The following is a 25,948-nucleotide window of genomic DNA, read 5'->3' as shown; positions in this document are numbered from 1 at the left end:
TATCCATCGAACACCTGATCGACTACATTCGAACACACAGGCGAACACCCACCAGGGAAGGGGCACGCACATGACGATCCTCGAAGTGAGGCAGACCCAGCAGCATCCGGCCGCGCGCGGGGTGCGCCGCCCGGTCGACGCCCGGCGGCCGCGGGCAGGTCGGCCCGCCGGGGCGGCGCTGCGCCACCGGGGCAACGGTGTGCTGGTCTCACGTGCCTCGCACCGGCGCCGTCCCATCACGCCCGCGACGACGGTGCTGCTCGCACTGGTGGCCGCCGGCATCACGGTGTGGCTGGGGCTGGTCGCGAACCTGGGCGGCGTCGCGGGCCAGCAGGCGCCCGTACCCGCTGACCTGGCCGTGGTGCAGGTGCAGATGGGGGAGAGCCTGCATCAGGTCGCGCAGCGGGTCGCCCCCGACGCCCCGGTCGGTGCGGTGGTCGAACGGATCCGCGAGCTCAACCAGCTGGATTCGGCGGCCATCGACGCCGGGCAGACGCTGATCGCCCCTGTCGGCTGACGTGCGTCGTGGACAGTGAATCGTGGTGCGGGGCACCGTCGCTGCTCTGCGCGCCGGATACGGGGTGGCCCTGGGCCCGCGCCGTCGGCGGTGGCGATGGCACCCGAGTAGGCTCGGAGAGGTTCGAAGGACGAACCCGGTGGTCTGGCGAAGGAGCGGTGATGCACTGTCCGTTCTGCCGTCATCCTGATTCGCGCGTCGTCGACTCCCGTGAGACCGATGAAGGTCAGGCGATCCGGCGCCGCCGGTCCTGTCCGGAGTGCGGCCGGCGGTTCACCACCGTTGAGACCGCGGTGCTCGCGGTGGTCAAGCGCAGCGGTGTGACGGAACCGTTCAGCCGCGAGAAGGTCATCAAGGGTGTGCGCCGGGCGTGCCAGGGGCGCCAGGTCGACGACGACGCACTCAATCTGCTCGCCCAGCAGGTCGAGGATGCGGTCCGGGCGACCGGTTCACCGGAGGTTCCCAGCCACGAGGTGGGCCTCGCCATCCTCGGGCCGCTGCGCGATCTCGACGAGGTCGCCTATCTGCGCTTCGCCTCGGTGTACCGATCCTTTGAATCCGCAGCAGATTTCGAGCGCGAGATCGAAGCCCTGCGCGCACACCAGGACGTCACGCGGTCGGGCTGAGAGAGGTCAGTCCACGCGGCGCCCGGCGTCGGCGACGACCCGCCCGGCGATGCTGACCCACCCGTCGGGACTCCACACGGTGTGGATCACCGAACCCTTGCCCTGCACGATCGTCAGATCGCGGCTCAGGTAGTCGGTGATGCGCACGGCCGCAGCGCCGGTCGCCTCATCCTCCGGCACTCCGAGATCCGGGGCGAACATGCGCGCGCGGATGTGCCCGGCATCGCGGTCGGTCCACGTCCACAGGTAGTGGTGGGCGTCGTCGGAATAGTCGCCCGGATCGGCGGCGGCCAGGACCTCGGTGGAGGACAGATCGTGGATCGCGAACTCCGGCGCCCAGTCGGAGCGCGCCCTGACCACGGTGAGGTCGCCCTCGTAGCCGACCTGCACGATGCCGGCCGGAACCTGCAGGGTGTGCACCGGCAGCCCGTTCTCCCGCAGCCACCACGCCGCGCCGACCGTGGGATGCCCGGCGAACGGAAGTTCGGTGGCAGGGGTGAAGATCCTGATGTGGGCGGTCGTCGCACCGGCCTGCGGGATGTCGACGAAAATCGTTTCGCTGTAGCCGAGTTCACGGGCGATGCGCTGCCGGTCGCCGGGATCGACGGCGGCCGCGTCGACGACGCCGAGCGGGTTGCCGTGGTTGCCGTCGGGATCGGTGAAGACACGCAAGACCTGGACATCGATGGCCATGCGCCGATGCTACGTGTTCGGCGGTGACGGGGCGGTCAGGTCGCGCTGCGTTCGTCGCTGCCCATCGCGTCGAGGACCGCGACGCGGGTGTCGACGGACCCGCTGATCGCCGATTCGCTCAGGCCGGTCCGCAACAACTGGCGCAGGAGTTCCTGGTCGTGGTTGGCCGGCTCGGTCGAATCGATGAAGCGCTCCACGATTTCGACGAACCGGTCCGGATCGTCGTGGAAGGGGAAGTGTCCGGCCCCCTCGAAGACCTCCAGCCGGGATCCGGGCATCGCCGCGTGCGCCAGCCGGGCATGGCTGACCGGGATCACCGAATCGTGGGTGCCCCAAACCAGCTGCACCGGAACGGATTCGGTGAGATAACACCGGTCGAGCATGGTGACCACCTGACCGCGCCAGTCGACCACTGCGCGCAATGTCCTGGCGAACGCCGATGACGCCGTCGGTTCGGGCAGATCGGCGAGTATCCGCATCATCTCGGCGAGATCCCGGCCCATCTTGGTGGTGCCGAGCACCGTGCCCGCGAGCCGTCCGGCGACCTGCAGCGTCGGCAACACCAGCGGCAGGCGCAGCAGTGCGAGCGCCTCACTTCCCATCGGCAGGGAGGCCACCCGCAGGGCGATGTTGACGTCCTTGGTGACTCCACCGGCGCCGACCAGGATGAGGCGGTCGACGAACTGCGGGAACTGGTAGGCGAACTGCATGGCCACGCCGCCGCCCAGCGAGTGGCCGACCACCGTCACCCGGTCGATGTCGAGGACGCTGAGCAGATCCCGCATGCCGTTGGCGTAGGCGGCCACCGAATAGTCCGCGCGCGGTTTGTCCGACTTGCCGTGTCCGAGCAGGTCGGGTGCGATGACGGTGAAGCGCTGCGCGAGTTTGGTCTGCACCGTGTTCCACGTCGTGGAGTTGTCGCCGATGCCGTGGATCAGCAGAATCGCGGGACCCTCGCCGGCGATCCGGAAGGCTCGGCGGTATCCGTGGATGGTGCGGTAATGCAGCGTGGGCGTCACGTCGCGGACCGGGCGGAGGTTGGGTGTGCGGTCAGTCAATTCGCCAACCTCGTCATCGGGCCGCGAACACTCCGGCGGCGTGCGGTCTGTTCAGCTACGGTCCTCGCCGTCGGAGAACCCGTCCCGGTACCGGTCCTCTTTGTCCTTCTCGCCGGCCTGCTGCGCGAGGAACCGTTCGAATTCGGCGCCGAGTTCGTCACCGCTTGGGAGGTCTTCGTCGTGCGCGAGCAGCGACCGGTTCTCTTGAGCGGCGACGAACGCATCGTACTGGCGCTCCAGTGCGGTCACCACCTGAGCAACCTCGACGCTGGCCTCGACCTGCTCGTTGATCTTGGTGTAGACCTCCGCCCCGGCCTCCCCGAGTGCGGTCAACGGGATCTGCAGTGCCGCCGTCTTGGCGACCTCGGCGAGCAACGACTCGGCCGCGGGCGGGTACGCCGTCTGGGACAGGTAGTGCGGCACGTAGACGGTGTAGCCGACCACCTCGTGGCCATGCTGGGCCATCCGGAACTCCAGCAGGCTCGACACACTCGCCGGTACCTGCACCTCGCCCACCCACGGTGTGTGTTCGGCGATCAGCTCTTTGTTGTTCGAATGTGCAGTCATGGTCACCGGCCTGGTGTGCGGTACCGCCATCGGGATCGAGCCCAGCCCGATGGTCTGGCGGACGCCGAGCTGTTCGGCCAGCAGTCGGACCGCGGTGATGAACCGCTCCCAGCGCAGGTCCGGTTCCATCCCCGCCAGCAGGAGGAAGGGTGTGCCGACGGTGTCGTGCATGGCGTAGAGGTTGAGTTCGGGTTCCTCGTAGGCGGAGAAGTGGTCGGTCTTGAACGTCATCAGCGGCCGACGCGAGCGGTAGTCGAGGAGTTCGTCGATCGCGAACGACGCGACGAGTTCGGTGTCGAGGCTGTTCTTGAGGTGCGCGGTGGCCAGCCGGACCACGTGACCGGCATCCGAGAAGCCTTCCAGCGCATGGAGCAACACCGGTCCGCGCCCGTCGGCCGCCGACAGCTGCGGAGCGGGGAACTCCAGCTCGTACATGCCGGTCTGCTCCGGTTGGTACTGCTGCTCTGGGATGTCTGGATGGTCTGCCATCTCGTTCGCCTCCTCGCCGCGGTGTCAACGCCTCTAACAACGTCGCGCCGTGACCATAAGTGTCCCGCATTTTGCGGTGCCCACTGACGCGGGTACCGCACCCGGGCCCCATACGGTACGGGTGATACCGCGTGCCATGCAGGATGCCCGGATCGGCCTCGGCTGAACCGGTTGTCGCCGTCGGGCACCCGACTGTGACCGGGGGGCGTTCCGCCCGGTGCGCCTGACCCGCACGGTGGCGACGCGGTGAGACGATGACCGCAATGGACGGCGTGCTCGTGCGGGGTGCATCGGGTGCGGTGGTGGCGCTCGCGGGCGTGCTGCTGTGCGGGTGCGTACGGGTCACCGACGGCACCGCGTCGCTGGCCGCCGATGCGAAACCCGTCGTACTCGCCGATGCGCTCCTCGAACCGTTGCGCTTCCCACCGGCCTACCGGGCGGCCGTCCTCGACCCCCAGGCCACCGGTGAGGCCGTCGCCGCCGTCGAGGGTGTGCCCGTCGGCGCCGCCGTCGAGCCGCCCGGATGCGCACCGCCCCGCGTCGGACCGGGACCCGAGCACGCGGTGGCCGCCCAGGGTGTCGACTCGGCCACCGGGGCCGCGCTCACCGTCATCCTCACCCGCACCGATACCGCGCTCTCCGCCCGGCGTGACCAAATCGCCCGGTGCGCGGCGCTGACCGCCACCGCGGGCGAGGTGGTCAGCACCGTCGACACCGTGTTGCTGGCCCCGCCGCCGGTGGATGCCGACGAGTCGTTGGCGAGCGAGGCCACCATCCTGCGGTCCACCGAACCGGCGGTGCGGGTGCTGACGTTGAGCGCCCAGATCGACGAGGCGCGGCTGACCGTCGCATGGCTGAACAACGACCCCGCCGTCGAACCGGACACCTCCGCGCTCGACGTCCTGTTCACCGACGCGCTGCTGACACTGCGGCGCGCCGCCCGGTGACGCCCGAATTCCCCAGCGGCGAATTCATCCACAGATGAGGCCGGCGCAGAGGTCGCGGCGGCCGGACTGACGGCGGGGGCCGCCACTGTTCGAGCATGACCACATCGCATACCCCCGACTTCGAACTCGACCGTCCGGGCACGCTCATCGCAGCCGTGCCCGCCGTCCTTGGCTTCGTGCCCGAGATGTCCCTCGTGCTGATGACCGTGGAACGCGGCGACCTCGGCTGCGTCCTGCGGATCGACCTGGGTGACGACATGGAGGAACAGATCGCCCACCTCGCCGAGGTGGCGGCGGCCGGCCGGCCCGACGGCGCGGTCGCCGTGATCGTCGACGAGCACGGGGCGGGCTGCCACCCCTGCAACGACGACTACCGGGAACTCTCCGATCTGCTCGCCGAGCAACTGGCCGCCTGGGATATCGCGCTGCTCGGCGCGCACGTGGTCGACCGGGTTGCCACGGGCGGGCGGTGGCACTGCGCCGACGGTTGCGGCCGCGGCGGTGTGATCGAGGATCCGTCGGCGTCGCCGCTGGCGGTGGCCGCAGTGCTCGACGGCCGCAGGCTCTACACCCGCCGGTCCGAACTGCAGGCGGTGGTGGCCGCCGACCCGGAGCGCAGTGCGGAACTGTCCGAGCTGATCTCGGCCGGTTCGGAACGCTTCGGCACGATGACCGACGGAGAGGCCTGCGCGGCGATCGAGGAAGCGCGGGCCGCGGCGGCGCACGTCGCCGACGGCGGTGCGTTGTCCGACGGAATGGCCGCGCGGGTGGGCCGCGCACTGCGCGACGTGCGGGTGCGGGACACCCTGTTCGCGCTGGCCGTTGGGAAGGACGCCGACCGGGCCGAGGCGCTGTGGGTGACGCTGGCGCGTATCTTGCCCAACCCGTGGCGCACCGAGGCGCTGGTGTTACTGGCGTTCTCCGCCTACGCCAGGGGCGACGGACCACTGGCCGGTGTGTCGCTGGACGCCGCGTTGCGCGTCGACCCCGGCCACCGGATGGCCGGAATGCTCGATCAGGCGCTGCAGTCCGGGCTGCGTCCGGAACAGATCCGCGAACTGGCCGTCACCGGATACCGGCTGGCCGAGGAACTGGGTGTGCGGCTGCCGCCGCGGCAACGGATACGTCGCCGCGCGGGTTAGACCTTCTCGACCTTGACGGCGTGGGCCATGTGGTGCGGCAACTCGACCTGTTCATGGCCGGGGATCACGATGTTGACCCCGCCGTGGTCGGCGGACTCGACGGTGACCCGGGCGTTGGGCACCACACCGGCGTCCTTGAGCCGCGCGATGAGGTCGGCGTCGCCCTGTACGTGTTCGGTGAGTTGGCGGACCACCACCGCGACCGGCATCCCGGCCGGCAGTTCGGTGAGCCGGACGAGGTTGACGACCTCCGCCCGCGACAGCGAGTCGAGCCCGAGTTCGGACAGGCCGGGGATCGGGTTGCCGAACGGGGAGGTGGTGGGGTTGTCGAGCACCTGGACCAGGCGCCGCTCGACGTCCTCGCTCATCACGTGCTCCCAGCGGCAGGCCTCGGCGTGCACTTCCTCCCACGGCAGGCCGATCACGTCGACCAGCAGCCGCTCGGCGAGGCGGTGCTTGCGCATCACCGCGATGGCGAGTGCGCGGCCCTTCTCGGTGAGCTCCAGATGCCGGTCCCCGGCGACCTGCAGCAGCCCGTCACGCTCCATGCGCGAAACGGTCTGGCTGACCGTCGGACCGCTCTGGTCGAGGCGCTCGGCGATGCGCGCGCGCAGCGGCACCACGCCCTCTTCCTCGAGGTCGTAAATGGTGCGCAGGTACATCTCAGTGGTATCGACCAAGTCGTTCATTCGGCGCCTCTCAAGACCCTCTGTCGTGTCGAGTCTACCGGTTGACCCGCCTCATCTGCGGTCTCCATCGGCGACGACACACACGGCCGGATGTCGGGTTGACGACATCGTGCCCGCCGGTGTGATCGGCGGGCACGATGCATGTTGGGGTTTCGGTCAGCTCGCGTAGGAGCGCAGTCGGTCGGCGCGTTCGCCGTTGCGCAGCTTGGCCATCACTTCGCGCTCGATCTGGCGGACCCGTTCGCGGGAGAGCCCGAAGAGCTTGCCGATCTGGTCCAGCGTGCGCGGCTGCCCGTCGTCGAGTCCGAACCGCAACCGGATGACCTGCTGCTCACGCTCGTCGAGCGTGGCCAGCACGTGCCGGATGTCGGTGTGCAGCAGTTCCGAGATCACCGCGTTCTCCGCCGACATCGCCTCGGCGTCCTCGATGAAGTCGCCCAGCGGGGCCTCTTCGTCGCTGCCGACCGGCATGTCCAGGCTCACCGGATCGCGGCTGTGCTCGAGCAGATCGGCGATCTTCTCGGCCGGGATCCCGGACTCCTCGGCGAGTTCCTCGTCGGTGGCCTCGCGGCCCAGGTTCTGGTGCATCTCGCGCTTGATCCGGGCCAGCTTGTTGACCTGTTCGACCAGGTGCACAGGCAGCCGGATGGTGCGGCTCTGATCGGCCATGCCGCGGGTGATGGCCTGACGGATCCACCACGTCGCGTACGTCGAGAACTTGAAGCCCTTGGTGTAGTCGAACTTCTCCATGGCGCGGATCAGACCGAGGTTGCCCTCCTGGATGAGGTCGAGCAGCGGCATGCCGCGGCCGGTGTACCGCTTGGCCAGCGACACCACGAGGCGCAGGTTGGCCTCGAGCAGGTGCCGGCGGGCGGCCTCGCCGTCGCGGACGACCGCGGCCAGATCGCGCTTGCGGCTCTCGCCGAGACGCTTCTTCGTGTTCAGCAGATGCTGGGCGTACAGCCCGGCCTCGATGCGCTTGGCCAGCTCGACTTCGTCGGCGGCGTTCAGCAGGGCCGTTTTGCCGATGCCGTTGAGATACACGCGCACGAGGTCAGCGGCCGGGCTCTGAGCGTCCAGATCGCTATCGACGCGGCTTGTGGTGGCATTTGCCATAACGGCCTCCTGATCAGCTCGGTCTGTCATGAGCTTCAACGTTCAAGTGCCGTCAGTAGTTCCCGGGTATCGCCTGCTTCACACGTCTTGATCAGCGGTTTTTTGCCGACGACCTGAGAATGGACTGAGAATGGCCGGTGGCGACATTCAGCGCGCGGCGTCGGGCTCTTCGCCCGGGATGTCCGGTTGCGGTGCCGGACGGGTGGGATATTCCAGTGCGGGCCGCTCCGCGGTGGGGAACAGCGGGATCCGCCTGTTGTCGAAGCGGCGGGGCTCCTCGGCGCGCCGCGGCGGGCGGTCGTTGGCGATCAGAACGGCCATCCACGGCAGCGGGATCGACAGCACCACGATGCCCAGCGAGATGAGGCCGTTCTCCCAGATGCTGTAGGCGACCGCGGCGAGGATGAGTGCCGGGATGCGGAACGACATCAGCGTCAGGTACTTGCGGACGCGGGCACGATGCTGCTCCTCGTACGCGGGTGCGGCACGAGTGATCAGTACCGGCCGACCCTCATCGTCGAAACTCAGCTCGGAGCCGTGTTTCATACCTCCACTGTTCCACACGAACCACCCGCGGCGCCCGTCGCATTTATTACCAAATTTATTACCGGATCCTGGCCGGGCACAATGGGTGTATGCAGACGCAGACGATCGAGCGCACCGACACCGACGAACGTCTCGACGACGGGACCGACAGCGACACCCCGAAGTTCTTCCACTACGTCAAGAAGGACAAGATCGCCGAGAGTGCCGTGATGGGAACCCATGTCGTCGCGCTGTGCGGCGAGGTGTTCCCGGTGACGAAGTCGGCCAAGCCCGGTTCACCGGTGTGCCCGGACTGCAAGCGGATCTACGAGGCGCTCAAGAAGTAGCGGGTTCGTCCGGCGCGACGGGCGGTGCGGACCGCTCGGGCGAGGTCCGTTCCTCCAGCCAGACCTTCGCGCGGCGCGCATGGGTGCTGGGCGCCGGCCACTGCTCCTCGACCGCGGCATTGAGTTCGGCGCCGATCATGATGGCGAAGCCGAGGAAGAACGCGAACAGCAGGAAGGCGATCGGCGTCGCGAGCGCGCCGTAGGTGTAGCCGGTGCTGGTGATCCACGTCAGGTACACCCGCAACCCGAGTGTGGTGACCAGGAACACCACCGTCGCCAGTATCGAGCCGAGGATCAGGCGGTGTGACGGCAGCGGTTTGGGCAGTGACACCCGGTAGAGGATGTTGACCGCGACCAAGAGGCTGAGGAACAGCGCCGGCCAGTAGCCGAACCGTAGGACGGCATCCCACTCGTCGGGGATCAGCGCCGCGACCTTGCGGGGGCCCAGGGCGAGCAGGGGAGCGGTGCCGACCGCGAACACCAGCATCACCACGTACAAGCCCAGCGCGTAGAAGCGTTGCCGGACCGGATGCCGCAGGGGCGTCTGGTCGTGGGCCTCCACGATCGAGTCGACGAACGCCGAGATCGCCGACGACCCCGCCCACAGCGAGATGACGAACCCCAGGGACACCACCTCGCCGCGGGCACCCTTGACGATGTCGCTCACGGTCGGAGCGATGATCTCGTTGACGACGTTGGACGAGAAGAAGCTGTTCGCGGTCCTGATCAGCTGGTTCTCGATCGTCGGGAGGACGTCCGGGCCGAACAACGGCGCGATATAGGCCAGGCTGCCGAGCATCCCCAACAGCAGCGGGGGCAACGACAGCGCGCACCAGAACGCCGCCTGGGCCGACTCCGAGAAGATCGAGTCGTCCCAACTCTTCGACAGTGTGCGAACGAGGGTGCGGCGAACGTGGTGGCGGGTCGTATTTACCGGCGGGGGCTGGTCTGTCATTACCAGACCAGCATTACTGACGACGGGCGGGAAACCCCTGAATGGCTGATGCCGTGTTGGCGGGCCGTGGTCGGACTTACGCCTCGACAGGACTCACTTCGAGGACGGCTGCGAGTTCGACCAGCTTCGCCTCGTGCTCGTTGGCATGATGCTGGCAGAACAGCAATTCCGCGCCGGAGGGCAGCTTTGCGCGCACGCGCGCCGCGGCACCACAGCGATCGCAGCGATCAGCCCGCGTGAGTTCGGGGCTGGTCAGAGTTGCGGTCATGGCTCCTCCGTTTCCTCTTCTGCGATCGGGCGGTTCACCCTCTCGCGTATCTCCACTCTGTCAGACGTATTCAGTTCCGGCCTTGTTCCCTAGGGGTTCACCGGTGTGTCGTGTCTCACGTCAAGCCGGGTTGCCGGACAGGCAGGCTAGACGTATGTACCCACATTCGACCCCGAAACCACCTGTCCTCTTGCACTTGTGCAGTGCGGCCGAGTGGCAGGCGATTTCAGCCGAGGGCGAACATCGGCCGGACTCGCTCGGCAGTGTCGGCTTCGTCCATCTGTCGACACCTGAGCAGGTGCACCTGCCGGCCAACCGACTCTTCGCCGGCCGAACCGATCTGGTGCTGCTCCACATCGACCCGGCCCGGTTGACCGACCCGGTGCGTTGGGAGCCCGGTCTTCCAACGGATCCCGAGGCGATGGTGTTCCCGCACCTGTACGGCCCGCTGCCCGCCGAGGCCGTGAGAGATGTCACCCCCTACCGGCCGGGACCCGACGGCAGGTTCGCACCGTTCGATCAACCGACGTGAGCGTCGGCCTCGATCTCGACGTACAGGTCAGGGGAGATCAACGCCGACACCTCGACCATCGTCGACGCGGGCCGGACCGCGCCGAACACCTCCGCGTGCACGGCACCCACGTCGCGCCAGCGGGCGATGTCGGTGACATAGATGCGGGTGCGCACCACGTCCGACAGTGACGCGCCGGCCTGGATCAGTGCGGATTCGATGCGGCGCAACGCGTCTCGTGTCTGCGCGACGATGTCGTCGCCCGAGCCGGTGGTACCTGCCACCAGGACCTGGTTCCCGATCCGCACCGCGCGTGAATAGCCCACCAGCGCCTCGTACTCGGAACCGGACCCGAAATCGGTCCGGTCGCCGGGCATCAGACGGGCTCGGCTTCCAGGATCGACAGCGGAGTCACGGTGCCGGTGACGTGCGTGAGTCGAAAACCGGTGCGTGACAACAGGTTCGCGTACTCACCGCGGGTGCGTTCGCGTCCGCCCGCGGCGACCAGCATCTCGAGGTCGAGCAAGAGCCCGATGAATGCGTTGGCACGTTCGGGCAGCACCATCTCGATCAGGAGGAGTTTGCCGCCGGGCGCCATGGCGGTCCGGATGTTGCGCAGGATCGTCGCCGCGTCGTCGTCGGACCAGTCGTGGATGATGTTCTTCATCACATACAGGTCGCCGCCGTCGGGCACCGAATCCATGAACGACCCACCGGTGGCCGAGGCGCGGTCGGCCACACCGGCGGCCTCGAAGGTGGGGCCGGCGTCGGCCACCACCTCAGGCAGGTCGTAGAGCACACCGCGCGCCTGCGGGGCGCTGCGCAGGATGGTGCTCAGCACCGAACCGTGTCCGCCGCCCACATCGACGACGAGCTTGAACCCGGAGAAGTCGTAGGCGCCCAGCGCGACCTCGTCGGTCACACCGCTGGACGCGGTCATCGCGTTGTTGAACACCGCGGCGAACTCCGGGTCGGTCTCGAGGTACTCGAAGAACGGACGGCCGTGCAGTTCGGCGAAGGCCGTCTTGCCCGTGCGCACGGAGTGTTCGAGGTTGCCCCAGTCCGCCCAGCGGATCGGGTGGCCGATGAACAACACCATGTCGCGCAGCGAGCCCTCGGCGTCCGAACGCAGCGCATCGCCGACGCGGGTCAGGGTGAACGAACCGTCGGCGTGCTGGGTGAGCACACCGCAGCTGGCCAGTGCCCGCATCAGCCGGTGCACGCCGTCGTGGTCGGCGCCGACGCGGTCCGCGACGTCGTTGGAGTGCTTCGGCCCGGCCGCCAGCTGGTCGGCGATCCCCAGCTTCGCGGCGGTGTACAGCGCGGCGGTGGTCCAGGCGCCGGTCGCCAGTTCGAGCAGGGCGATGTTGCCCGGTGCGGTCGTGCGGTGCAGGCGCTGCAGACCGGCACGGACACGGTCGACTGCGCGCACCACCCGCTGAGGCGGAACTCTCGGAGGCTTCGGCACGGGTCAGTCGAGGTAGTCGCGCAGCACCTGCGACCGGCTGGGGTGCCGGAGCTTGCTCATCGTCTTCGACTCGATCTGGCGGATGCGTTCCCGCGTGACGCCGTAGACCTGGCCGATCTCGTCGAGCGTGCGCGGCTGGCCGTCGGTGAGGCCGAACCGCAGCCGTACCACGCCGGCCTCGCGCTCCGACAGCGTCTCCAGCACCGACTGCAGCTGATCCTGCAGAAGCGTGAACGAGACCGCGTCCACGGCCACCACGGCCTCGGAGTCCTCGATGAAGTCGCCGAGCTGGCTGTCGCCCTCGTCGCCGATCGTCTGGTCCAGCGAGATCGGCTCACGCGCGTACTGCTGGATCTCCAGCACCTTCTCCGGCGTGATGTCCATCTCCTTGGCGAGCTCTTCGGGCGTGGGTTCGCGACCCAGGTCCTGGAGCAGCTCGCGCTGGATGCGGCCCAGCTTGTTGATGACCTCGACCATGTGCACCGGGATGCGGATGGTGCGCGCCTGGTCGGCCATCGCGCGGGTGATCGCCTGCCGGATCCACCAGGTGGCGTAGGTGGAGAACTTGTAACCCTTGGTGTAGTCGAACTTCTCGACCGCGCGGATCAGACCGAGGTTGCCCTCCTGGATGAGGTCCAGGAACGCCATGCCACGGCCGGTGTAGCGCTTGGCCAGCGACACCACCAGGCGGAGGTTCGCCTCCAGCAGGTGGTTCTTGGCGCGGTCGCCGTCGCGGCAGATCCACTGCATGTCGCGGCGCTGCTGCACCGGCAGCTTCTCACCCTTTTCGGCGAGTTCGGCCAGCTTCTGGGTGGCGAACAGACCGGCCTCGATGCGCTTGGCGAGCTCGACTTCCTCCTCGGCGTTGAGCAGCGCCACCTTGCCGATCTGCTTGAGATACGCGCGCACCGAGTCGGCGGAGGCGGTGAGCTCGGCGTCCTTGCGGGCCTGCCGCAGCGCCTCTGACTCCTCCTCGTCCCAGACGAAGTCGCCGGAGGCCTTGTCCTTCTCGGAGGGCTCGGCGATCTCCTCGTCCTCGGTGGCGGGGGCGGCGGGCACCGCGCCGCCCTTGGGGGCGGCCTTGACCTTGGCGTCGGGGGTGTCGGCGTCGTCGCCGTCGTCGGACGAGTCGTCGTCGGTGTCGAGATCCTCGAGGTCCAGGTCGGCGTCGTCGACGTCGATATCCGGTTCGGCCTCGAGGGTGTCGTCGGTGTCGAGGTCGTCGTCGGCGAGGGCGTCGGCGGCACCGGCCTCGGGTGCGGTGGACTTCTTGCCACGACCGCGCGGGGCGGCGCCGTCCTTCTTGGCCGGGCCGCGGGTCGTCGCCGTACCCTTGGCCGCGCGTTTGGCTGGGGCCTTCGCCGCGGCGGTCTTCTTCGCGGGGGTCTTGGTAGCGGTGCGCTTCACCGGCTCTTCGGTTGCCGGGCTTGCCTTTGTCGCTGCCACGTACACCCTTTCGGTCTTACTGTTCCGGTGGGCACCCGAGACCCCAACGGATGTTGGGGAGCAGGCGCCAACCCGAAATGTCGGCTATGTCGAATGTCGGCGTGATCTCAACTCGGATATCTGCCGCGTATTCGGTTGGCGGCCGCCGGGGTCCATTGTAACGACACTGTGGGGGGACGCCGTGCCGAGCGGCGAAAATCGACCGCCCGGGCGAGCCGGGACGGCCTGGTTACCGGTTGGTAGCTGAGACGTCCACCTCAGCGGCCATCGCCGCGCCGACGATTCCGGCGGAGTTCTGCAGCGCGGCGGCCACGACCGGCGTGCGGTTCTTCAGCAGCGGCACCCACTTGTCGGCCTTGCGGCTGATACCGCCTCCGGCGATGAACAGGTCGGGCCAGATCGCGTTCTCGATCGCCACGAGGACCTTGGTGACCTCCTGGGTCCAGCGCTCGTAACTCCAGTCCTTGCGCTCCTTGACCGACGACGCGGCGCGGTGCTCGGCTTCCTTGCCGCCCACCTCCAGATGACCGAATTCGGTGTTGGGCAGCAGGATGCCGTTGTGGATGACCGCCGAGCCGATACCGGTGCCGAAGGTCAGCAACACGATGACGCCGGTGTTGTCGCGGCCCGCGCCGAAACGCTCCTCGGCCAGCCCCGCCGCGTCGGCGTCGTTGAGCACCGTGACCGGCTGACCGTCGAGGGCGGCGCTGTAGATCTCCTGGGCGTTGACGCCCAGCCACGACTTGTCGACGTTCGCGGCGGTGTGCACGACCCCGTGGGTCACCACGCCGGGATAGGTGACGCCGAGCTTTCCGGTCCAGCCGAACTCCTTGACCACCGCGGCGATGGTCTTGGCGACGGCGTCGGGGGTGGCGGGCTGCGGGGTGGGGAGTTTGAACCGCTCGCCGATCAGTTGACCGGTGTCCAGGTCGACGACGCCGCCCTTGACGCCGCTGCCCCCGACGTCGATACCGAATCCGCGACGCGCGTCCCCACCGGCGGCGTCCGGATCTGCGACGGGCGAATCGGTGGCGGTCATCAACGCTCCTCACAGTGGCGGCCCGGCGGTACGCGTCCCAACACCCTAGTGGCTACCAGCAGGGCACGGGCGGCGGTCCGGGCAACCGGCGGAGACAATTTCGCGCCGGCGTGATGCGATGTCGGGATGGACGCCGCTGAACGAAAAGACGATCCGCTGGTGTTGCGTGAGGTGGCAGAGCAGTTGGCCGCGGAGGCAGCCGCATTCGTGCGGACGCGGCGCGGCGAGGTGTTCGACGCGTCCTCCGGTGACGCCGCCGCGGGCGCGGTGGCCGCCAAGAGCACACCCACCGACCCGGTGACCGTCGTCGACACCGAGACCGAACGGCTGCTGCGCGACCGGCTCGCCGAATACCGGCCCGGTGAACAGATCCTCGGCGAGGAGGAGGGCGGCGCCGCCGATGCGGGCGCCGGTCAGCTGACGTGGGTGCTCGACCCGATCGACGGGACGGTGAACTTCGTCTACGGCATCGAGGCGTACGCGGTGTCGGTCGCCGTGCAGCGGGACGGCGAATCGGTCGCCGGTGCGGTCGCCGACGTGGCTGCGGACGCGGTGTACTCCGCCGCGCGCGGACACGGTGCGCAGCTGCGCCGCCACGGCACGGTGCGCCCGTTGCGCTGCAACGCGCCCGAGCGCCTGGCGATGGCGCTGCTGGGCACCGGGTTCGCCTACGCCCCGGAACGTCGCCGCCGGCAGGCCGAACTCCTCGTCGAGCTCATGCCCCGCGTGCGCGACGTCCGCAGGATCGGATCGTGCGCCCTGGATCTGTGCATGGTCGCGGCCGGACAGCTGGACGCCTACTACGAGGACGGCGTCAACGTGTGGGACTGGGCGGCCGGGGCTCTTGTCGCCGCCGAAGCCGGGGCCGTGGTGTCGTTGCCGACCCCTGCCGGCGCGGTCGGCGGGGCCGGGCTGGTCATCGCCGCGGCCCCCGGTATCGCCGCGGAGCTCGACGAGGCGCTGCGCAGCGTCGGGGTGCGGACCTGACCGGTCAGCAGGTCCCGGTGTGGATCCGCTTGAGCAGTTCGGGATCGGCCGGCGCGGTCGCGTCCGGCCGCAGGCTGGCCAGCACCGCGTCAATGTCGTCGCTGGCGGTCAGTTCGGCGAACTCGGTGCCGATGGCCAGATCGACCGTCGGGTCGGGCCGTTCGTCTTCGAACAGTTCGGTGCACGGCGCCACCAGCCACACCGCGGCGGCCGCGGCGCGTCCGGACGGACCGAAGCGGATCTGCCCCTGACACTGCAGGCGCGCGGTCACGTAGATCGGGTCGTTGGCCGCCTCGGGCTGGGCGAATCCGAGATCCCGGAGTTCGCTGGCGATCTCACCGGCCTGACCGCCCTGACCGCTGGCGTTGAGCACGCGGATCCTGGTGTCGGCCAGTTTCGCCGGGGTGACGTCGGTCATGTCGACGCGTGAGACCTGCTTACCGAGGGCGGGCGGTGGCGGTTCGGCGGCCGGCGCCGGTGGCGGCGGGTTGCAGACGGCGGCCTCGCGCACGTCGGTCGGCTGGTTGAGGGCGATCACCCACACCACCAACGCGACGACCGCGAGTGCGCCGATGGTGAGGAGGCCGGGCACGTAGTTGCGCCGGCGGAAGGGGCGACCGTGTCTGTCGAACGCGGTGCCTTCGGTGATGCTCGAGACCACCCATGCACTCTAGAGCCCCCGGCCGTGCTGGTCACCGGCGGTCGCTCGACCGCCACCGGAAGAATGTGATGTAAATCACACCATGACGAAGGGGGTAACGGGCACGAATCGTTTGGGGAATGCGTTCGACGCTGGTACAAAGCACTGCTGCAAGGCTCACCGGAGGGGACAAGACGATGGCAACCGACTATGACGCCCCACGGCGTACCGAGACCGACGATGTCTCCGAAGACTCGCTCGAAGAACTGAAGGCGCGGCGGAACGAGGCGCAGTCCGCGGTCGTCGACGTCGACGAATCGGAGACCGCCGAGAATTTCGAGCTGCCCGGCGCGGATCTGTCCGGAGAGGAACTCTCCGTGCGGGTGATCCCGAAGCAGGCCGACGAGTTCACCTGCTCCAGCTGCTTCCTGGTCCACCACCGCAGCCGTCTCGCCAGCGAGAAGAACGGCGTGATGATCTGCTCGGACTGCGCGGCCTGACCGTCAGCGGCCGAGCGCGGACAGCACCCGGTCGGGGTGGCGGGTGCTCACCAGCCAGTAGGGCGTGGGGTCCTCGGGATCGTCGAGGACCAGCAGGATCATCGGGCCGACCCAGGCCCGGTGCACGACATAGGCGGCCGGGTCGAGTTGGCGCCCGAGTGCCGCGGATTTCGCCGTCCTGGGCACCTCCGCCGATTTCGCGACGACGCTGACCGGCAGGTGCGCGTCTCCGACCCACAGTTCGGTCTCGCCGGCGGGGCCGCCGACCACGCGGATCTCGGCGCGGCCGAACCACGCCAGCACGACGGCGGCCACCGGGAGCAGAACGGCGAACGGCACCCAGTCCGGCAGGGCCTCGACACCGAGGTTGACCTCGTAGGCGATCAGTCCCGCCAGCCCGAGTCCGGGTAGCCACCACCACCACGGCACGGAGAGCCGTTCGCGGTAGCGCACCGTTTGGGTGGTTGCGCGCGTGTCGGACACGGGCCTCAGAGTAATCTGTGACGTCGTGTCCACCTCTCTGGCGGTCCTGCGTCTGGACCGCGAGCTACCGATGCCCGCCAGGGCTCATGACGGTGACGCGGGCGTCGACCTGTTCAGCGCCCGCGATGTCGAACTGGCCCCGGGGCAGCGGGAGCTGGTGCCGACGGGGATCGCCGTGGCGATTCCGCACGGCATGGTGGGCCTGGTTCATCCGCGGTCGGGTTTGGCTGCGCGCGTGGGGCTTTCGATCGTCAACAGCCCGGGGACGATCGACGCCGGCTACCGAGGGGAGATCAAGGTGTCGCTGATCAACCTCGATCCGCACGCGCCGATCGTCATCCGACGCGGGGACCGCATCGCCCAGCTGCTGGTGCAGCGGGTTGAACTACCTGAGCTGGTCGAGGTGACGTCGTTCGACGAAGCCGGGCTGGCAGAGACCACCCGTGGCGAAGGCGGCCACGGATCCTCCGGCGGACATGCGAGTTTGTGATGGCATTCGGAAAACGTAAGAGCAGCGGCAAGATCGGTGAGCCGGCCACCCAGCCGACCCCCGAGCCGGTCGTCGAACCGGCGGGCGAGGAGGACCTCGAGGGCCCGTTCGACATCGAGGACTTCGACGATCCGGAGGTGGCCGCCCAGGGCCGGCTGGATCTGGGTTCGGTGCTGGTGCCCATGCCCGCCGCGGGTCAGGTGCAGGTCGAGCTCAACGAGGCCGGTGTGCCCAGCGCGGTGTGGGTGGTCACCCCCAACGGCCGCTTCACCATCGCCGCCTATGCGGCGCCGAAATCCGCAGGGCTGTGGCGCGAGGTGGCCGGTGAACTCGCCGACTCGCTGCGCAAGGACGGCGCTGCGGTGAGCATCCAGGACGGTCCGTGGGGCCGCGAGGTGGTCGGCACGGCGACCGGCATGGTCCGGTTCATCGGTGTCGACGGCTACCGCTGGATGATCCGATGCGTCGTCAATGGCGTCGCCGAGAGCATCGAGGCCCTCACCCGGGAGGCGCGGGAAGCGCTGCGCGACACCGTGGTTCGCCGCGGCGACACACCGCTGCCGGTGCGCACGCCGCTGGCGGTCCAGCTGCCCGAGCCGATGGCCGCCCAGTTGCGGGCCGCTGCCGCCGCGCAGCAGGGCCAGCAGCCCGATCAGCAGCAGGCGCCGCCCCCGCCGCCACCGCCGGAGCCTGCCGCGCGCCGCAGCGCACAGGGTTCGGCGATGCAGCAGCTGCGCACCATCACCGGCGGTTAGGGCGCCCGGTCGCACGCCTCGGCGAGCGCTGCGAGGCATGCGACGCCGAGCACCGCGGGTTCGGCGCCCATCTCGTCGAGGGTGACGGTCCGCAGCGCCGCGCACGGCGCCGCGGACACCCACTCCATCCCGACCTCCAGCGGGTGCACCGGATCGTCGGTGGCCGAGGCCACACCCATCGGCACCCTCAGCGCCTCCAACTGCGCGCACGTCGGCGCGACATAGCCGGCCGCCTCGTCCATCGCCTCGGGCAGCGCCGGCCACTGCGCCACCCACGAGCGGGTCAGCTCCTCACCGAGCCAGCGCGGGCTCGACGCGCGCATCTGTGACGTCGCCGCCACCAGTCCGTCCCGCCGCAACGCGTGCGCCGAGTAGCGCGCCATCATCGCCGCGGGCGCCGTCGCCGGCGAACCGGTCCACGCGGGCAACGCCGCGAGCACCGCCACCGCAGAACCGGGGTTGGCGAGCGCCCATTCGACGGCGACCGCCGCGCCGATCGACACGCCCCCGACGGCCACCGGTCCGCCGGCGGCGGCCTCCTGCAGCGCCTCCCGGTACCCCGCGAGCAGCCGCTGGGGCTGCGGCGGCGGGGTGACGACGACTGCGCCGGCCTCGTGCAGGGCGGGCGAGAACGCCCGGTACGCGTAGTCGTCGTCGGACCCGGTTCCGGGCAGGAGCACCGTTGTCACACCGCGCAGATCGACCGTCATCACACGATCGTGCACCGTCCGCAGAACCGGCATGGTTAGAACCGCGCGGCGTGGTCAACCCCGCATGGCATAAGGGAACCAACAGGTCTACCGTGGCGTTGGATTGAGTGCGGGTCCACGGTGGATCTGCGAAAGGTCAGGAGAGGCCATGGCCACGGCCGAAGGGTATCTGCGTCGGCTCACCCGACGTCTGACGGAGGACCCGGAGCAACTCGACGTCGAGGAGCTCAGCGATGAAGCCGCGCAGACCGGCGCCCAGAAGGCGATCGACTGTCAACGCGGTCAGGAAGTCACGATGGTCGGCACCCTGCGCAGCGTGGAGACGAACTCCAAGAATTGCGCGGGCGGTGTCCGGGCCGAGTTGTTCGACGGCACCGACACGGTGATGCTGGTGTGGCTCGGGCAGCGGCGTATCGCGGGCATCGAGTCCGGCCGGACCCTGCGGGTGCACGGTCGGGTCGGCAAGCTCGAGAACGGGACGAAGGCGATCTACAACCCGCACTACGAAATTCAGAAGTGAGCGACCCGGTCACCGAATCAGACGAGGCCGCCGAACCGGACAAACCCACCGGCGCACAGGCGATCCTCGCCCAGATGGGCGGCGTCAGCGGCCTGATCTACTCCTCGTTGCCCGTCGTGGTGTTCGTCCCGGTCTCCTCGATCGCGGGCCTGATCCCGGCGATCGTCGCCGCGCTCGGTGTCGCCGCGCTGATCCTCGTGTGGCGGCTCGTGCGCAGGGACACCGTGCAACCCGCGATCTCGGGATTCATCGGGGTGGGCGTCAGCGCGCTCATCGCCTACCTGGTCGGCGAGTCCAAGGGCTACTTCCTGCTCGGGATCTGGATGTCGCTGTTCTGGGCGAGCGTATTCGCCCTCTCGGTGCTGATCCGTCGTCCCGTCGTCGGCTACATCTGGGGCTGGATCAACGGCCACAGCGACCAGTGGCGCAAGATGCCAACGGCGGTGCGGGCATTCGACTTCGCCACCGTGACCTGGGTGGCGGTCTTCCTGTCCCGGTTCATCGTCCAGCGCCACCTCTACGACGCCGACCAGACGGGGTGGCTCGGCGTCGCCCGCATCGCGATGGGCTGGCCGTTGACCGCCGTCGCGGCCCTGGTCACCTACTTCGCCATCCGCAGCGCCCAGCGTGCCCTCCACGCCGCGCTTGCCGCGACGGACTGATCCTCAGCGCTGCTTGGGATTGAGCAGCAGGCGGCTGAGCTCGTCCTCGACCTCCGCCGACGCGACGAACAACAATTCGTCGCCGCCTTCGAGTGGCTCGTCGCCCTCGGGGACGATGACCCGCGGACCGCGAAGGATCGTGACGAGCGCCGAATCCCGGGGCAGTTCGAGGCGTTTGACCGCTTTACCGCCCCACGGCGTGTCGTCGGGCAGGGTGATCTCCACGAGGTTGGCCTGCCCCTTGCGAAACTCCATGAGCCGCACCAGATCACCAACGGCGACCGCCTCCTCGACCAGAGAGGCCAGCATCCGGGGGGTCGACACCGCGACGTCGACGCCCCAGTTCTCGTCGAACAACCACTCGTTGCGCGGGTCGTTGACCCGCGCGACCACCCGCGAGACCCCGAATTCGGTCTTGGCCAGCAGGCTCACCACCACGTTGACCTTGTCGTCGCCGGTGGCGCCGATCACCACGTCGAAATCCTCGAGGTGGACCGACTCGAGCACGGAGATCTCACAGGCGTCGCCGAGCCGCCAGTGCGCGGCGGGTATCGCGTCGACGTCGATGTGGTCGGGGTTGCGTTCGAGCAGCGTCACCTCGTGGTTGCTTTCGAGGAGTTCCCTGGCGATGGACCGGCCCACGGCGCCGGCCCCGGCGATAGCTACCTTCACGAAACGGCCACCTTCACGAGTCGTCCTCACCCGGGGGCAGCGCGCTGATCGCCATCGCCTCCGCGATATGGCCTGCCACGGCGGCGATGTAGACCTGATCGCCGGCCTGGATGACGGTCTTGGCGTCGGGCAGCACACCGCTGCCGAAGCGGATGAGGAACGCCACCCGGCCGCTGGTCGCCGCCTCCAACTGGGTGACGCGGTGGCCCACCCAATCCTCGTGCAGGGGTAGCTCGGCCACCCCGACGTTGCCCGACGGGTCGCGCCACTTGGTGGTCTCGGTCTCACGGGTCAGCACATTGAGCAGCCGGTCGGTGGTCCACGGCACCGTGGCGACGGTGGGAATGCCGAGGCGTTCGTAGACCGCGGCGCGTTTCGCGTCGTAGATGCGGGCCACCACCCGTTCCACGCCGAAGGTCTCCCGGGCGACACGCGCGGAGATGATGTTGGAGTTGTCGCCGGAGGAGACCGCGGCGAACGCACTGGCCTCCTCGATACCGGCGCGCAGCAGCACGTCCCGGTCGAAGCCCATGCCCAGCACCCGCTCACCCACGAACTCGGGACTGAGCCGGTGGAAGGCGGTCGCGTCCCGGTCGATGACAGCCACGTCATGACCGATCCGCGACAGGCTGTCGGACAGGGAAGCCCCCACCCGACCGCATCCCATCACCACTACACGCACCTGCGGTTCCTTTCGGCTCTGCTGCTGTGAAGCCAGTAGCGAATCTCCGCAACCGGAACGCTACAGCCCTGCGTCACTGGGCATACCCTTGGACCTCGTGTCCAAGCTTTCTACCGCGGCGCGGCGACTGGTGCTCGGGCGGCCGTTCCGCAGTGACCGGCTTTCCCACACGCTGTTGCCCAAGCGGATCGCGCTACCGGTGTTCGCCTCCGACGCCATGTCGTCGGTGGCGTACGCGCCGGAGGAGATCTTCCTCGTGCTGTCGGTCGCCGGGCTGACGTCGTACACGATGGCGCCGTGGATCGGCCTCGCGGTGGCAGGCGTGATGCTGATCGTGATCGCCAGTTACCGGCAGAACGTGCACGCATATCCGTCCGGCGGCGGCGATTACGAGGTGGTCACCACCAACCTCGGGCCGACCGCCGGGTTGACGGTGGCCAGTGCGCTGCTGGTCGACTACGTGCTCACCGTGGCTGTCTCGATGGCCTCGGCGATGTCGAACATCGGGTCGGCGATCCCGTTCGTCGCCCAGCACAAGGTGCTGTTCGCCGTCATCGCCATCCTGCTGTTGGCGTCGGCGAACCTGAGAGGCATCCGCGAGTCCGGCACCGCGTTCGCGATCCCGACGTACCTGTTCATGGCCGGCATGTTCGTCATGCTGGGCTGGGGGCTGTTCCAGATCTACGTGCTCGGCGAGCCGCTGCAGGCGGAGTCGGCGGGCTTCGAACTGCACGCCGAACACGACGACATCATGGGGTTCGCGCTGGTCTTCCTGGTTGCCCGGGCGTTCTCCTCGGGCTGTGCCGCGTTGACCGGGGTCGAGGCGATCAGCAACGGCGTCCCGGCCTTCCGCAAGCCGAAGTCCCGGAACGCCGCGACCACGCTCGCGTTGCTCGGCGTGATCGCCATCACCCTGTTCATGGGCATCATCATGTTGGCCAAGGCAACCGGCGCCAAGGTGGCCGAGCGTCCCGCGGAGCAGCTGGGCGGAGCCCCGGAGGGATATCAGCAGAAGACGCTGATCACCCAGCTGGCCGATGCGGTCTTCCACGGTTCGTCGATCGGCCTGCTGCTGATCGCGGGCGTGACCGCCCTGATCCTCGTGCTGGCCGCCAACACGGCGTTCAACGGTTTCCCCGTGCTCGGCTCGATCCTGGCGCAGGACCGCTTCCTGCCGCGTCAGCTGCACACGCGTGGTGACCGCCTTGCCTTCTCGAACGGCATCCTGATGCTGGCCTTCGCTGCGGTCGCCTTCATCGTGGCCTTCCGCGCCGAGGTCACCGCCCTGATCCAGCTCTACATCGTCGGGGTGTTCGTCTCGTTCACCCTCAGCCAGATCGGCATGGTGCGGCACTGGACCAGGCTGCTGCGCACCGAGACCGACCCGGCGGTGCGGCACCGGATGATGCGCTCGCGGGTGATCAACGGTATCGGCCTGACCTGCACCGGTTCGGTCCTGGTCATCGTGGTGGCGACCAAATTCGTTGCCGGCGCGTGGATTGCGATCCTGGCGATGGGCAGCCTGTTCATCATCATGAAGTCGATCCGCAGGCACTACGACACGGTCGCGCGCGAGCTAGCCCAGCAGGAGGACGAAAGCGACGACATCGTGCTGCCGAGCCGCAACCACGCGATCGTGCTGGTGTCGAAACTGCACCTGCCCACGCTGCGCGCGCTGGCGTATGCCCGGGCCACCCGGCCGGACGTGCTGGAGGCCATCACCGTCAGCGTCGACGACGCCGAGACGCGGGCGCTGGTGCACCAGTGGGAGGACAGCGATGTCACCGTGCCGCTGAAGGTGATCGCCTCGCCCTACCGCGAGATCACCCGCCCGGTGCTCGATTACGTCAAGCGGGTCACCAAGGAGTCGCCGCGCACGGTCGTGACCGTGTTCATCCCGGAATACGTCGTGGGCCACTGGTGGGAGCAGGTCCTGCACAACCAGAGTGCGTTGCGGCTCAAGGGCCGGCTGCTGTTCATGCCCAACGTGATGGTGACATCGGTTCCGTGGCAGCTGAACTCGTCGGAGCGGTTGAAGTTGCTCGAACCGCAGTCCGCGCCGGGCGATGCCCGACGAGGTTTCCTGGAGTGAGCGGATCCGAGAGCGCGCCAACCGAACTCGTCCTGCAGGTCGGTCCTCCCGCCAACGGTGGCAGCTGCGTGGCGCGTCACGACGGCCGGGTGGTCTTCGTCCGGCACGCGTTGCCGGGGGAGACCGTTCGGGTCCGCGTGCTATCCGACCGCGGGTCCTACTGGCACTCCGACGTCGTCGAGGTCATCGACCCGTCGCCCGAGCGGATCCCGTCGCTGTGCCCGATCGCCGGTGTGGACGGGGCGGGCTGCTGCGATCTCGCGTTCGTCACGCCCGAGGCTGCGCGACGGCTCAAGGGCGCCGTGGTGGCCAATCAGCTCGCCCGGCTGGGCGGATTCCAGTGGTGTGACGAGGACCGCGCGAGCGCCGAGGCGATCGGCGACGGTGCGGCGACGCAGTGGCGCACCAGGGTCCGGCTGGACACCGGGGCCGACGGTGCTCCGGGATTCCACCGCTACCACAGCGCGGAACTGGTCACCGACCTGCGGTGCGCCCAGTTGCCGCCCGAACTGCTCGACGATGTGCACCTGCTGCGCTTCCCGCCGGGTGCGCACGTGCACGTCGCGATCGACGACGACGGCGCCCGCCACATCGTGCAGAGCGGTCCGCGCGCGGGGCGCGGTACGCCGACGACGGTGGTGTCCGGCAGCTACGAGGCGACCCAGCGCATCGGTGGTCGTGTGTGGCGGGTGCCGGTGACCGCGTTCTGGCAGGCCCATCGCGACGCCGCCCGCCGCTACAGCGAGCTCGTCGTCCAGTGGGCGGCGCTGGGCCCCGGGCAGACGGCGTGGGACCTCTACGGTGGCGCAGGGGTTTTCGCCGCTGCGCTGGCCGATCAGGTCGGTGACGGCGGCCGGGTGCTGACGGTGGACACCTCGCGGGCGGCGGGCCGGTCGGCGCGCGCCGCACTGGCCGACCTCCCGCAGGTCCGCGTCGTCACCGATTCGGTACGCCGGGCGCTGTCGGCCGAGCGCGGCGCCGCCGACGTGGCGGTGCTCGATCCGCCGCGCGCAGGCGCGGGACGCGAGATCATCGACGCGATCAGCGCAGCCGGCGTGCCGCGCATCATCCACATCGGTTGTGAGGCAGCGTCTTTCGCGCGAGACGTCGGGTTGTACCTGCGTGCCGGTTACACCGTCGAGGAGGTGCGGGTGTTCGACTCCTTCCCGCTGACCCATCACGTCGAATGTGTCGCGGTGCTGACCCGGTGAACGCCCTGCGCGCAGCCTGGCTGGAGTTCGTCGGTGAGGAGACGACCCCGGCGGGCACGGCCTCGATCCTCGGCCTCGCCGCACTCGGGGGATATCTCGCTCCGCGGCTGGCCGGCCGGCGGCTCGGCGCGGCGCGGGCCACGCTGCTGGTGGTGGCGGCGGTCGACCTGTGGGGTGGGGTGTTGGCCAACAACACCGTGGCGTGCGCGCGCTGGTACGAGCGGCCCGGGCAGACCGACGCGGACCATCTGCGGTTCGCGGTCGCCCACGTGCATCCGCTCGCGCTGGCCTGGCTCGACGGCGGCGGCCGGACGCGTTGGCGCTGGGCCGTGGCGAACTATGGCTACCTGCTGGCGGCGACGGCGCTCATCCGGTACGCGCGACGTCACCGCCGCGCGGCCGGGGTCGTCACGACCCTGGGCGGCATCTGCGTGGACCGGGCACTCGGACCGTCGAACACCGCGCCGTGGTTCGGTCCGGTGTTCTACAGCAAGTTGCTGCTCGGCCATGCAGGGGCGGCGCTGTGGTCGGATGCGACGCTCGCGGCACGCCGCTGAGCCGCCCGGTCCTCACATCTGCGTCGGCGCGCCCGGCGGTGACCTGTGTGCCCGCCAGCGGTCGAGGACGGCGGGCATCTCGTCCAGCAGGAAGGCGTAGAAGTCCCGCATCTCCAGAAGCCGTGTCCGCGCGGCGGAACCGGTCGGGCTCACGGCGATCCCGTCCTCGGCGGCCTTCCGCAGCCCGGCGAGGATCTCGTTCTGGGTGGTGTACAGCACCGCCCACGCATCGTCGCGCAGCCGGTAGTGGTCCCGGCGGCTCCCGGGCGCAGGCACCCGCTCGACCAGGCCGACGGAGACGAGCATCTTGACGGCGCCGGAGATCGCGCCCGCGCTGGCCTGCAGGCGGGCGGCGAGTTCGCCGGCCGTCAACGTCGGCTGTTCGGTGAACAACAACGCGGCCAGCACCCTGGACGTCATGCGTTGCAGACCGTGACTGGTCAGGACGAGGGCGAGTGCTTCGGCCGCCTCGGTCGCGTCCTCGTCGGCCACTCTGCCTCCCAAACGGTTTCACAAATTACTGAAAGTTCAGTATAGTCGCTGACGGTGCTCCGGGAAGTCTGGTCGGAATGTGGTATCCCGCT

At 69.1% G+C, this 25,948-nt stretch carries 33 protein-coding genes; 15 read left to right on the top strand and 18 right to left on the bottom strand.

All coding sequences use genetic code 11. The features are described from left to right. The first annotated feature begins 70 nt into the window (after positions 1–70). Both G6N49_RS12475 and nrdR read left to right on the top strand, forming a co-directional pair. A complete protein-coding gene (locus tag G6N49_RS12475) occupies positions 71–517 on the top strand; it encodes a LysM peptidoglycan-binding domain-containing protein (RefSeq protein ID WP_011559567.1) in 447 nt (148 codons plus the stop codon). 161 nt (positions 518–678) lie between these two features. Beyond that, positions 679–1,143 carry a transcriptional regulator NrdR gene (gene nrdR, locus G6N49_RS12470; RefSeq protein WP_011559568.1) on the top strand — a complete coding sequence of 155 codons (465 nt, stop codon included), beginning with the start codon at positions 679–681 and terminating at the stop codon, positions 1,141–1,143. 6 nt (positions 1,144–1,149) lie between these two features. Here nrdR and G6N49_RS12465 read toward each other — a convergent pair whose 3' ends face one another. Genes G6N49_RS12465 through G6N49_RS12455 form a run of 3 tightly spaced genes read right to left on the bottom strand, consistent with a single transcriptional unit; the run spans position 1,150 to position 3,950 of the window. Beyond that, complete coding sequence (locus tag G6N49_RS12465; protein ID WP_011559569.1) at positions 1,150–1,836, bottom strand: PhzF family protein; 687 nt, start codon at positions 1,834–1,836, stop codon at positions 1,150–1,152. A gap of 35 nt (positions 1,837–1,871) precedes the next feature. Further along, complete coding sequence (locus G6N49_RS12460; RefSeq protein ID WP_011855421.1) at positions 1,872–2,894, bottom strand: alpha/beta fold hydrolase; 1,023 nt, start codon at positions 2,892–2,894, stop codon at positions 1,872–1,874. Positions 2,895–2,945: 51 nt separating this feature from the next. Further along, a complete protein-coding gene (locus G6N49_RS12455; RefSeq protein ID WP_011559571.1) occupies positions 2,946–3,950 on the bottom strand; it encodes a proteasome assembly chaperone family protein in 1,005 nt (334 codons plus the stop codon). Positions 3,951–4,204: 254 nt separating this feature from the next. On the opposite strand from G6N49_RS12455, the gene G6N49_RS12450 reads away from it, so the two are divergent. Next, complete coding sequence (locus G6N49_RS12450) at positions 4,205–4,897, top strand: hypothetical protein (protein ID WP_011855422.1); 693 nt, start codon at positions 4,205–4,207, stop codon at positions 4,895–4,897. A gap of 95 nt (positions 4,898–4,992) precedes the next feature. Next, entirely contained in the window at positions 4,993–6,039 is a 1,047-nt protein-coding gene (locus G6N49_RS12445) for a DUF4192 domain-containing protein (RefSeq protein ID WP_011855423.1), read from the top strand. On the opposite strand, the gene G6N49_RS12440 is transcribed toward G6N49_RS12445, so the two are convergent. The 3 genes from G6N49_RS12440 to G6N49_RS12430 all read right to left on the bottom strand — a co-directional run bounded on the left by G6N49_RS12440 (position 6,036) and on the right by G6N49_RS12430 (position 8,390). Continuing rightward, positions 6,036–6,728 (bottom strand): iron-dependent transcriptional repressor DtxR, encoded by a 693-nt coding sequence (locus G6N49_RS12440; protein WP_011559574.1) that lies wholly within the window; start codon positions 6,726–6,728, stop codon positions 6,036–6,038. The two genes, G6N49_RS12445 and G6N49_RS12440, sit on opposite strands and share 4 nt — an antisense overlap. Before the next feature lie 156 nt (positions 6,729–6,884). Next, complete coding sequence (sigB, locus tag G6N49_RS12435; RefSeq protein WP_268793766.1) at positions 6,885–7,874, bottom strand: sigma-70 family RNA polymerase sigma factor SigB; 990 nt, start codon at positions 7,872–7,874, stop codon at positions 6,885–6,887. 117 nt (positions 7,875–7,991) lie between these two features. Continuing rightward, positions 7,992–8,390 carry a DUF3099 domain-containing protein gene (locus G6N49_RS12430; RefSeq protein ID WP_235679516.1) on the bottom strand — a complete coding sequence of 133 codons (399 nt, stop codon included), beginning with the start codon at positions 8,388–8,390 and terminating at the stop codon, positions 7,992–7,994. Between the two features lie 89 nt (positions 8,391–8,479). On the opposite strand from G6N49_RS12430, the gene G6N49_RS12425 reads away from it, so the two are divergent. Further along, complete coding sequence (locus tag G6N49_RS12425) at positions 8,480–8,716, top strand: DUF3039 domain-containing protein (protein WP_011559577.1); 237 nt, start codon at positions 8,480–8,482, stop codon at positions 8,714–8,716. Here G6N49_RS12425 and G6N49_RS12420 read toward each other — a convergent pair. Further along, positions 8,706–9,671 (bottom strand): YihY/virulence factor BrkB family protein, encoded by a 966-nt coding sequence (locus tag G6N49_RS12420; RefSeq protein ID WP_011559578.1) that lies wholly within the window; start codon positions 9,669–9,671, stop codon positions 8,706–8,708. The genes G6N49_RS12425 and G6N49_RS12420 overlap by 11 nt on opposite strands. Positions 9,672–9,747: 76 nt before the next feature. Further along, complete coding sequence (locus tag G6N49_RS12415) at positions 9,748–9,939, bottom strand: DUF7455 domain-containing protein (protein WP_011559579.1); 192 nt, start codon at positions 9,937–9,939, stop codon at positions 9,748–9,750. Between the two features lie 154 nt (positions 9,940–10,093). On the opposite strand from G6N49_RS12415, the gene G6N49_RS12410 reads away from it, so the two are divergent. After that, complete coding sequence (locus G6N49_RS12410; protein ID WP_049771549.1) at positions 10,094–10,471, top strand: DUF952 domain-containing protein; 378 nt, start codon at positions 10,094–10,096, stop codon at positions 10,469–10,471. Here the strand turns inward: G6N49_RS12410 and G6N49_RS12405 are convergent. The 4 genes from G6N49_RS12405 to ppgK all read right to left on the bottom strand — a co-directional run bounded on the left by G6N49_RS12405 (position 10,459) and on the right by ppgK (position 14,403). Next, entirely contained in the window at positions 10,459–10,827 is a 369-nt protein-coding gene (locus G6N49_RS12405) for a RidA family protein (RefSeq protein WP_011855425.1), read from the bottom strand. The two genes, G6N49_RS12410 and G6N49_RS12405, sit on opposite strands and share 13 nt — an antisense overlap. After that, entirely contained in the window at positions 10,827–11,918 is a 1,092-nt protein-coding gene (locus G6N49_RS12400; protein WP_011559582.1) for a methyltransferase, read from the bottom strand. The genes G6N49_RS12405 and G6N49_RS12400 overlap by 1 nt, the downstream gene beginning before the upstream one ends. Positions 11,919–11,921: 3 nt before the next feature. Beyond that, a complete protein-coding gene (locus G6N49_RS12395; RefSeq protein WP_011855426.1) occupies positions 11,922–13,364 on the bottom strand; it encodes an RNA polymerase sigma factor in 1,443 nt (480 codons plus the stop codon). Between the two features lie 229 nt (positions 13,365–13,593). Further along, positions 13,594–14,403 carry a polyphosphate--glucose phosphotransferase gene (gene ppgK / locus G6N49_RS12390; RefSeq protein ID WP_011855427.1) on the bottom strand — a complete coding sequence of 270 codons (810 nt, stop codon included), beginning with the start codon at positions 14,401–14,403 and terminating at the stop codon, positions 13,594–13,596. 126 nt (positions 14,404–14,529) lie between these two features. Here ppgK and G6N49_RS12385 point away from each other — a divergent pair, with 126 nt between their 5' ends. Then, positions 14,530–15,390 carry an inositol monophosphatase family protein gene (locus G6N49_RS12385; RefSeq protein ID WP_011855428.1) on the top strand — a complete coding sequence of 287 codons (861 nt, stop codon included), beginning with the start codon at positions 14,530–14,532 and terminating at the stop codon, positions 15,388–15,390. A gap of 4 nt (positions 15,391–15,394) precedes the next feature. Here the strand turns inward: G6N49_RS12385 and cei are convergent, their stop codons facing one another. Continuing rightward, positions 15,395–16,051, bottom strand: a complete 657-nt coding sequence (cei, locus tag G6N49_RS12380) for an envelope integrity protein Cei (RefSeq protein ID WP_011855429.1) — start codon at positions 16,049–16,051, stop codon at positions 15,395–15,397. Between the two features lie 176 nt (positions 16,052–16,227). Here cei and G6N49_RS12375 point away from each other — a divergent pair, with 176 nt between their 5' ends. Then, positions 16,228–16,530, top strand: coding sequence for a DUF4193 domain-containing protein (locus G6N49_RS12375; protein WP_041309620.1), 303 nt, complete (start codon positions 16,228–16,230; stop codon positions 16,528–16,530). A gap of 3 nt (positions 16,531–16,533) precedes the next feature. On the opposite strand, the gene G6N49_RS12370 is transcribed toward G6N49_RS12375, so the two are convergent. Further along, complete coding sequence (locus G6N49_RS12370) at positions 16,534–17,013, bottom strand: DUF3093 domain-containing protein (protein ID WP_011768202.1); 480 nt, start codon at positions 17,011–17,013, stop codon at positions 16,534–16,536. A gap of 25 nt (positions 17,014–17,038) precedes the next feature. Between G6N49_RS12370 and dut the strand changes: the two genes are divergently transcribed. Together dut and G6N49_RS12360 are read left to right on the top strand one after the other, a co-directional pair. After that, the gene (dut, locus tag G6N49_RS12365) at positions 17,039–17,503 is read left to right on the top strand and encodes a dUTP diphosphatase (protein ID WP_011768203.1); all 465 of its coding nucleotides are present in this window, start codon (positions 17,039–17,041) and stop codon (positions 17,501–17,503) included. Then, positions 17,503–18,258, top strand: a complete 756-nt coding sequence (locus G6N49_RS12360; protein WP_011559590.1) for a DUF3710 domain-containing protein — start codon at positions 17,503–17,505, stop codon at positions 18,256–18,258. The genes dut and G6N49_RS12360 overlap by 1 nt, the downstream gene beginning before the upstream one ends. On the opposite strand, the gene G6N49_RS12355 is transcribed toward G6N49_RS12360, so the two are convergent. Then, complete coding sequence (locus G6N49_RS12355; protein ID WP_011559591.1) at positions 18,255–18,968, bottom strand: alpha/beta hydrolase; 714 nt, start codon at positions 18,966–18,968, stop codon at positions 18,255–18,257. The two genes, G6N49_RS12360 and G6N49_RS12355, sit on opposite strands and share 4 nt — an antisense overlap. 148 nt (positions 18,969–19,116) lie before the next feature. Between G6N49_RS12355 and G6N49_RS12350 the strand changes: the two genes are divergently transcribed. Both G6N49_RS12350 and G6N49_RS12345 read left to right on the top strand, forming a co-directional pair. Then, positions 19,117–19,488: an OB-fold nucleic acid binding domain-containing protein gene (locus G6N49_RS12350; protein WP_011768204.1), complete on the top strand. Its 372-nt coding sequence runs from the start codon at positions 19,117–19,119 to the stop codon at positions 19,486–19,488. Further along, complete coding sequence (locus G6N49_RS12345; RefSeq protein WP_011559593.1) at positions 19,485–20,150, top strand: DUF3159 domain-containing protein; 666 nt, start codon at positions 19,485–19,487, stop codon at positions 20,148–20,150. Before G6N49_RS12350 ends, G6N49_RS12345 begins: the two co-directional genes overlap by 4 nt. 3 nt (positions 20,151–20,153) lie before the next feature. Here the strand turns inward: G6N49_RS12345 and G6N49_RS12340 are convergent, their stop codons facing one another. After that, positions 20,154–20,822: a potassium channel family protein gene (locus G6N49_RS12340; protein ID WP_011559594.1), complete on the bottom strand. Its 669-nt coding sequence runs from the start codon at positions 20,820–20,822 to the stop codon at positions 20,154–20,156. A 13-nt stretch (positions 20,823–20,835) separates the two neighbouring features. Beyond that, positions 20,836–21,504, bottom strand: coding sequence for a potassium channel family protein (locus G6N49_RS12335; RefSeq protein WP_167535180.1), 669 nt, complete (start codon positions 21,502–21,504; stop codon positions 20,836–20,838). Positions 21,505–21,592: 88 nt separating this feature from the next. Between G6N49_RS12335 and G6N49_RS12330 the strand changes: the two genes are divergently transcribed. The 3 genes from G6N49_RS12330 to G6N49_RS12320 are packed head-to-tail and all read left to right on the top strand — an operon-like array spanning position 21,593 to position 25,364. Further along, on the top strand, positions 21,593–23,596 hold the full coding sequence (locus G6N49_RS12330; RefSeq protein WP_183497770.1) for an APC family permease: 2,004 nt from the start codon (positions 21,593–21,595) through the stop codon (positions 23,594–23,596). After that, complete coding sequence (locus tag G6N49_RS12325) at positions 23,593–24,807, top strand: class I SAM-dependent RNA methyltransferase (RefSeq protein ID WP_083044595.1); 1,215 nt, start codon at positions 23,593–23,595, stop codon at positions 24,805–24,807. The genes G6N49_RS12330 and G6N49_RS12325 overlap by 4 nt, the downstream gene beginning before the upstream one ends. Continuing rightward, positions 24,804–25,364, top strand: a complete 561-nt coding sequence (locus G6N49_RS12320; protein ID WP_011559598.1) for a hypothetical protein — start codon at positions 24,804–24,806, stop codon at positions 25,362–25,364. The genes G6N49_RS12325 and G6N49_RS12320 overlap by 4 nt, the downstream gene beginning before the upstream one ends. 12 nt (positions 25,365–25,376) lie before the next feature. Here the strand turns inward: G6N49_RS12320 and G6N49_RS12315 are convergent, their stop codons facing one another. Beyond that, entirely contained in the window at positions 25,377–25,856 is a 480-nt protein-coding gene (locus G6N49_RS12315) for a GbsR/MarR family transcriptional regulator (protein WP_011559599.1), read from the bottom strand. Between the last annotated feature and the right edge of the window lie 92 nt (positions 25,857–25,948).

It is taken from the genome of Mycolicibacterium monacense (assembly GCF_010731575.1).
Classification (GTDB): Bacteria; Actinomycetota; Actinomycetes; order Mycobacteriales; family Mycobacteriaceae; genus Mycobacterium; species Mycobacterium monacense.
Note: the sequence above shows the minus strand (reverse complement) of the source record. Positions and strands in the feature narration are given on the sequence as shown.

Coding starts and splice junctions, on each gene's coding strand:
- G6N49_RS12475 (WP_011559567.1), top strand. CDS start 71: ATGACGATCCTCGAAGTGAGGCAGACCCAGCAGCATCCGGCCGCGCGC.
- nrdR (WP_011559568.1), top strand. CDS start 679: ATGCACTGTCCGTTCTGCCGTCATCCTGATTCGCGCGTCGTCGACTCC.
- G6N49_RS12465 (WP_011559569.1), bottom strand. CDS start 1,836: ATGGCCATCGATGTCCAGGTCTTGCGTGTCTTCACCGATCCCGACGGC.
- G6N49_RS12455 (WP_011559571.1), bottom strand. CDS start 3,950: ATGGCAGACCATCCAGACATCCCAGAGCAGCAGTACCAACCGGAGCAG.
- G6N49_RS12450 (WP_011855422.1), top strand. CDS start 4,205: ATGACCGCAATGGACGGCGTGCTCGTGCGGGGTGCATCGGGTGCGGTG.
- G6N49_RS12445 (WP_011855423.1), top strand. CDS start 4,993: ATGACCACATCGCATACCCCCGACTTCGAACTCGACCGTCCGGGCACG.
- G6N49_RS12440 (WP_011559574.1), bottom strand. CDS start 6,728: ATGAACGACTTGGTCGATACCACTGAGATGTACCTGCGCACCATTTAC.
- sigB (WP_268793766.1), bottom strand. CDS start 7,874: ATGACAGACCGAGCTGATCAGGAGGCCGTTATGGCAAATGCCACCACA.
- G6N49_RS12430 (WP_235679516.1), bottom strand. CDS start 8,390: ATGAAACACGGCTCCGAGCTGAGTTTCGACGATGAGGGTCGGCCGGTA.
- G6N49_RS12425 (WP_011559577.1), top strand. CDS start 8,480: ATGCAGACGCAGACGATCGAGCGCACCGACACCGACGAACGTCTCGAC.
- G6N49_RS12420 (WP_011559578.1), bottom strand. CDS start 9,671: ATGACAGACCAGCCCCCGCCGGTAAATACGACCCGCCACCACGTTCGC.
- G6N49_RS12415 (WP_011559579.1), bottom strand. CDS start 9,939: ATGACCGCAACTCTGACCAGCCCCGAACTCACGCGGGCTGATCGCTGC.
- G6N49_RS12410 (WP_049771549.1), top strand. CDS start 10,094: ATGTACCCACATTCGACCCCGAAACCACCTGTCCTCTTGCACTTGTGC.
- G6N49_RS12405 (WP_011855425.1), bottom strand. CDS start 10,827: ATGCCCGGCGACCGGACCGATTTCGGGTCCGGTTCCGAGTACGAGGCG.
- ppgK (WP_011855427.1), bottom strand. CDS start 14,403: ATGACCGCCACCGATTCGCCCGTCGCAGATCCGGACGCCGCCGGTGGG.
- G6N49_RS12385 (WP_011855428.1), top strand. CDS start 14,530: ATGGACGCCGCTGAACGAAAAGACGATCCGCTGGTGTTGCGTGAGGTG.
- G6N49_RS12375 (WP_041309620.1), top strand. CDS start 16,228: ATGGCAACCGACTATGACGCCCCACGGCGTACCGAGACCGACGATGTC.
- G6N49_RS12360 (WP_011559590.1), top strand. CDS start 17,503: ATGGCATTCGGAAAACGTAAGAGCAGCGGCAAGATCGGTGAGCCGGCC.
- G6N49_RS12355 (WP_011559591.1), bottom strand. CDS start 18,968: ATGACGGTCGATCTGCGCGGTGTGACAACGGTGCTCCTGCCCGGAACC.
- G6N49_RS12350 (WP_011768204.1), top strand. CDS start 19,117: ATGGCCACGGCCGAAGGGTATCTGCGTCGGCTCACCCGACGTCTGACG.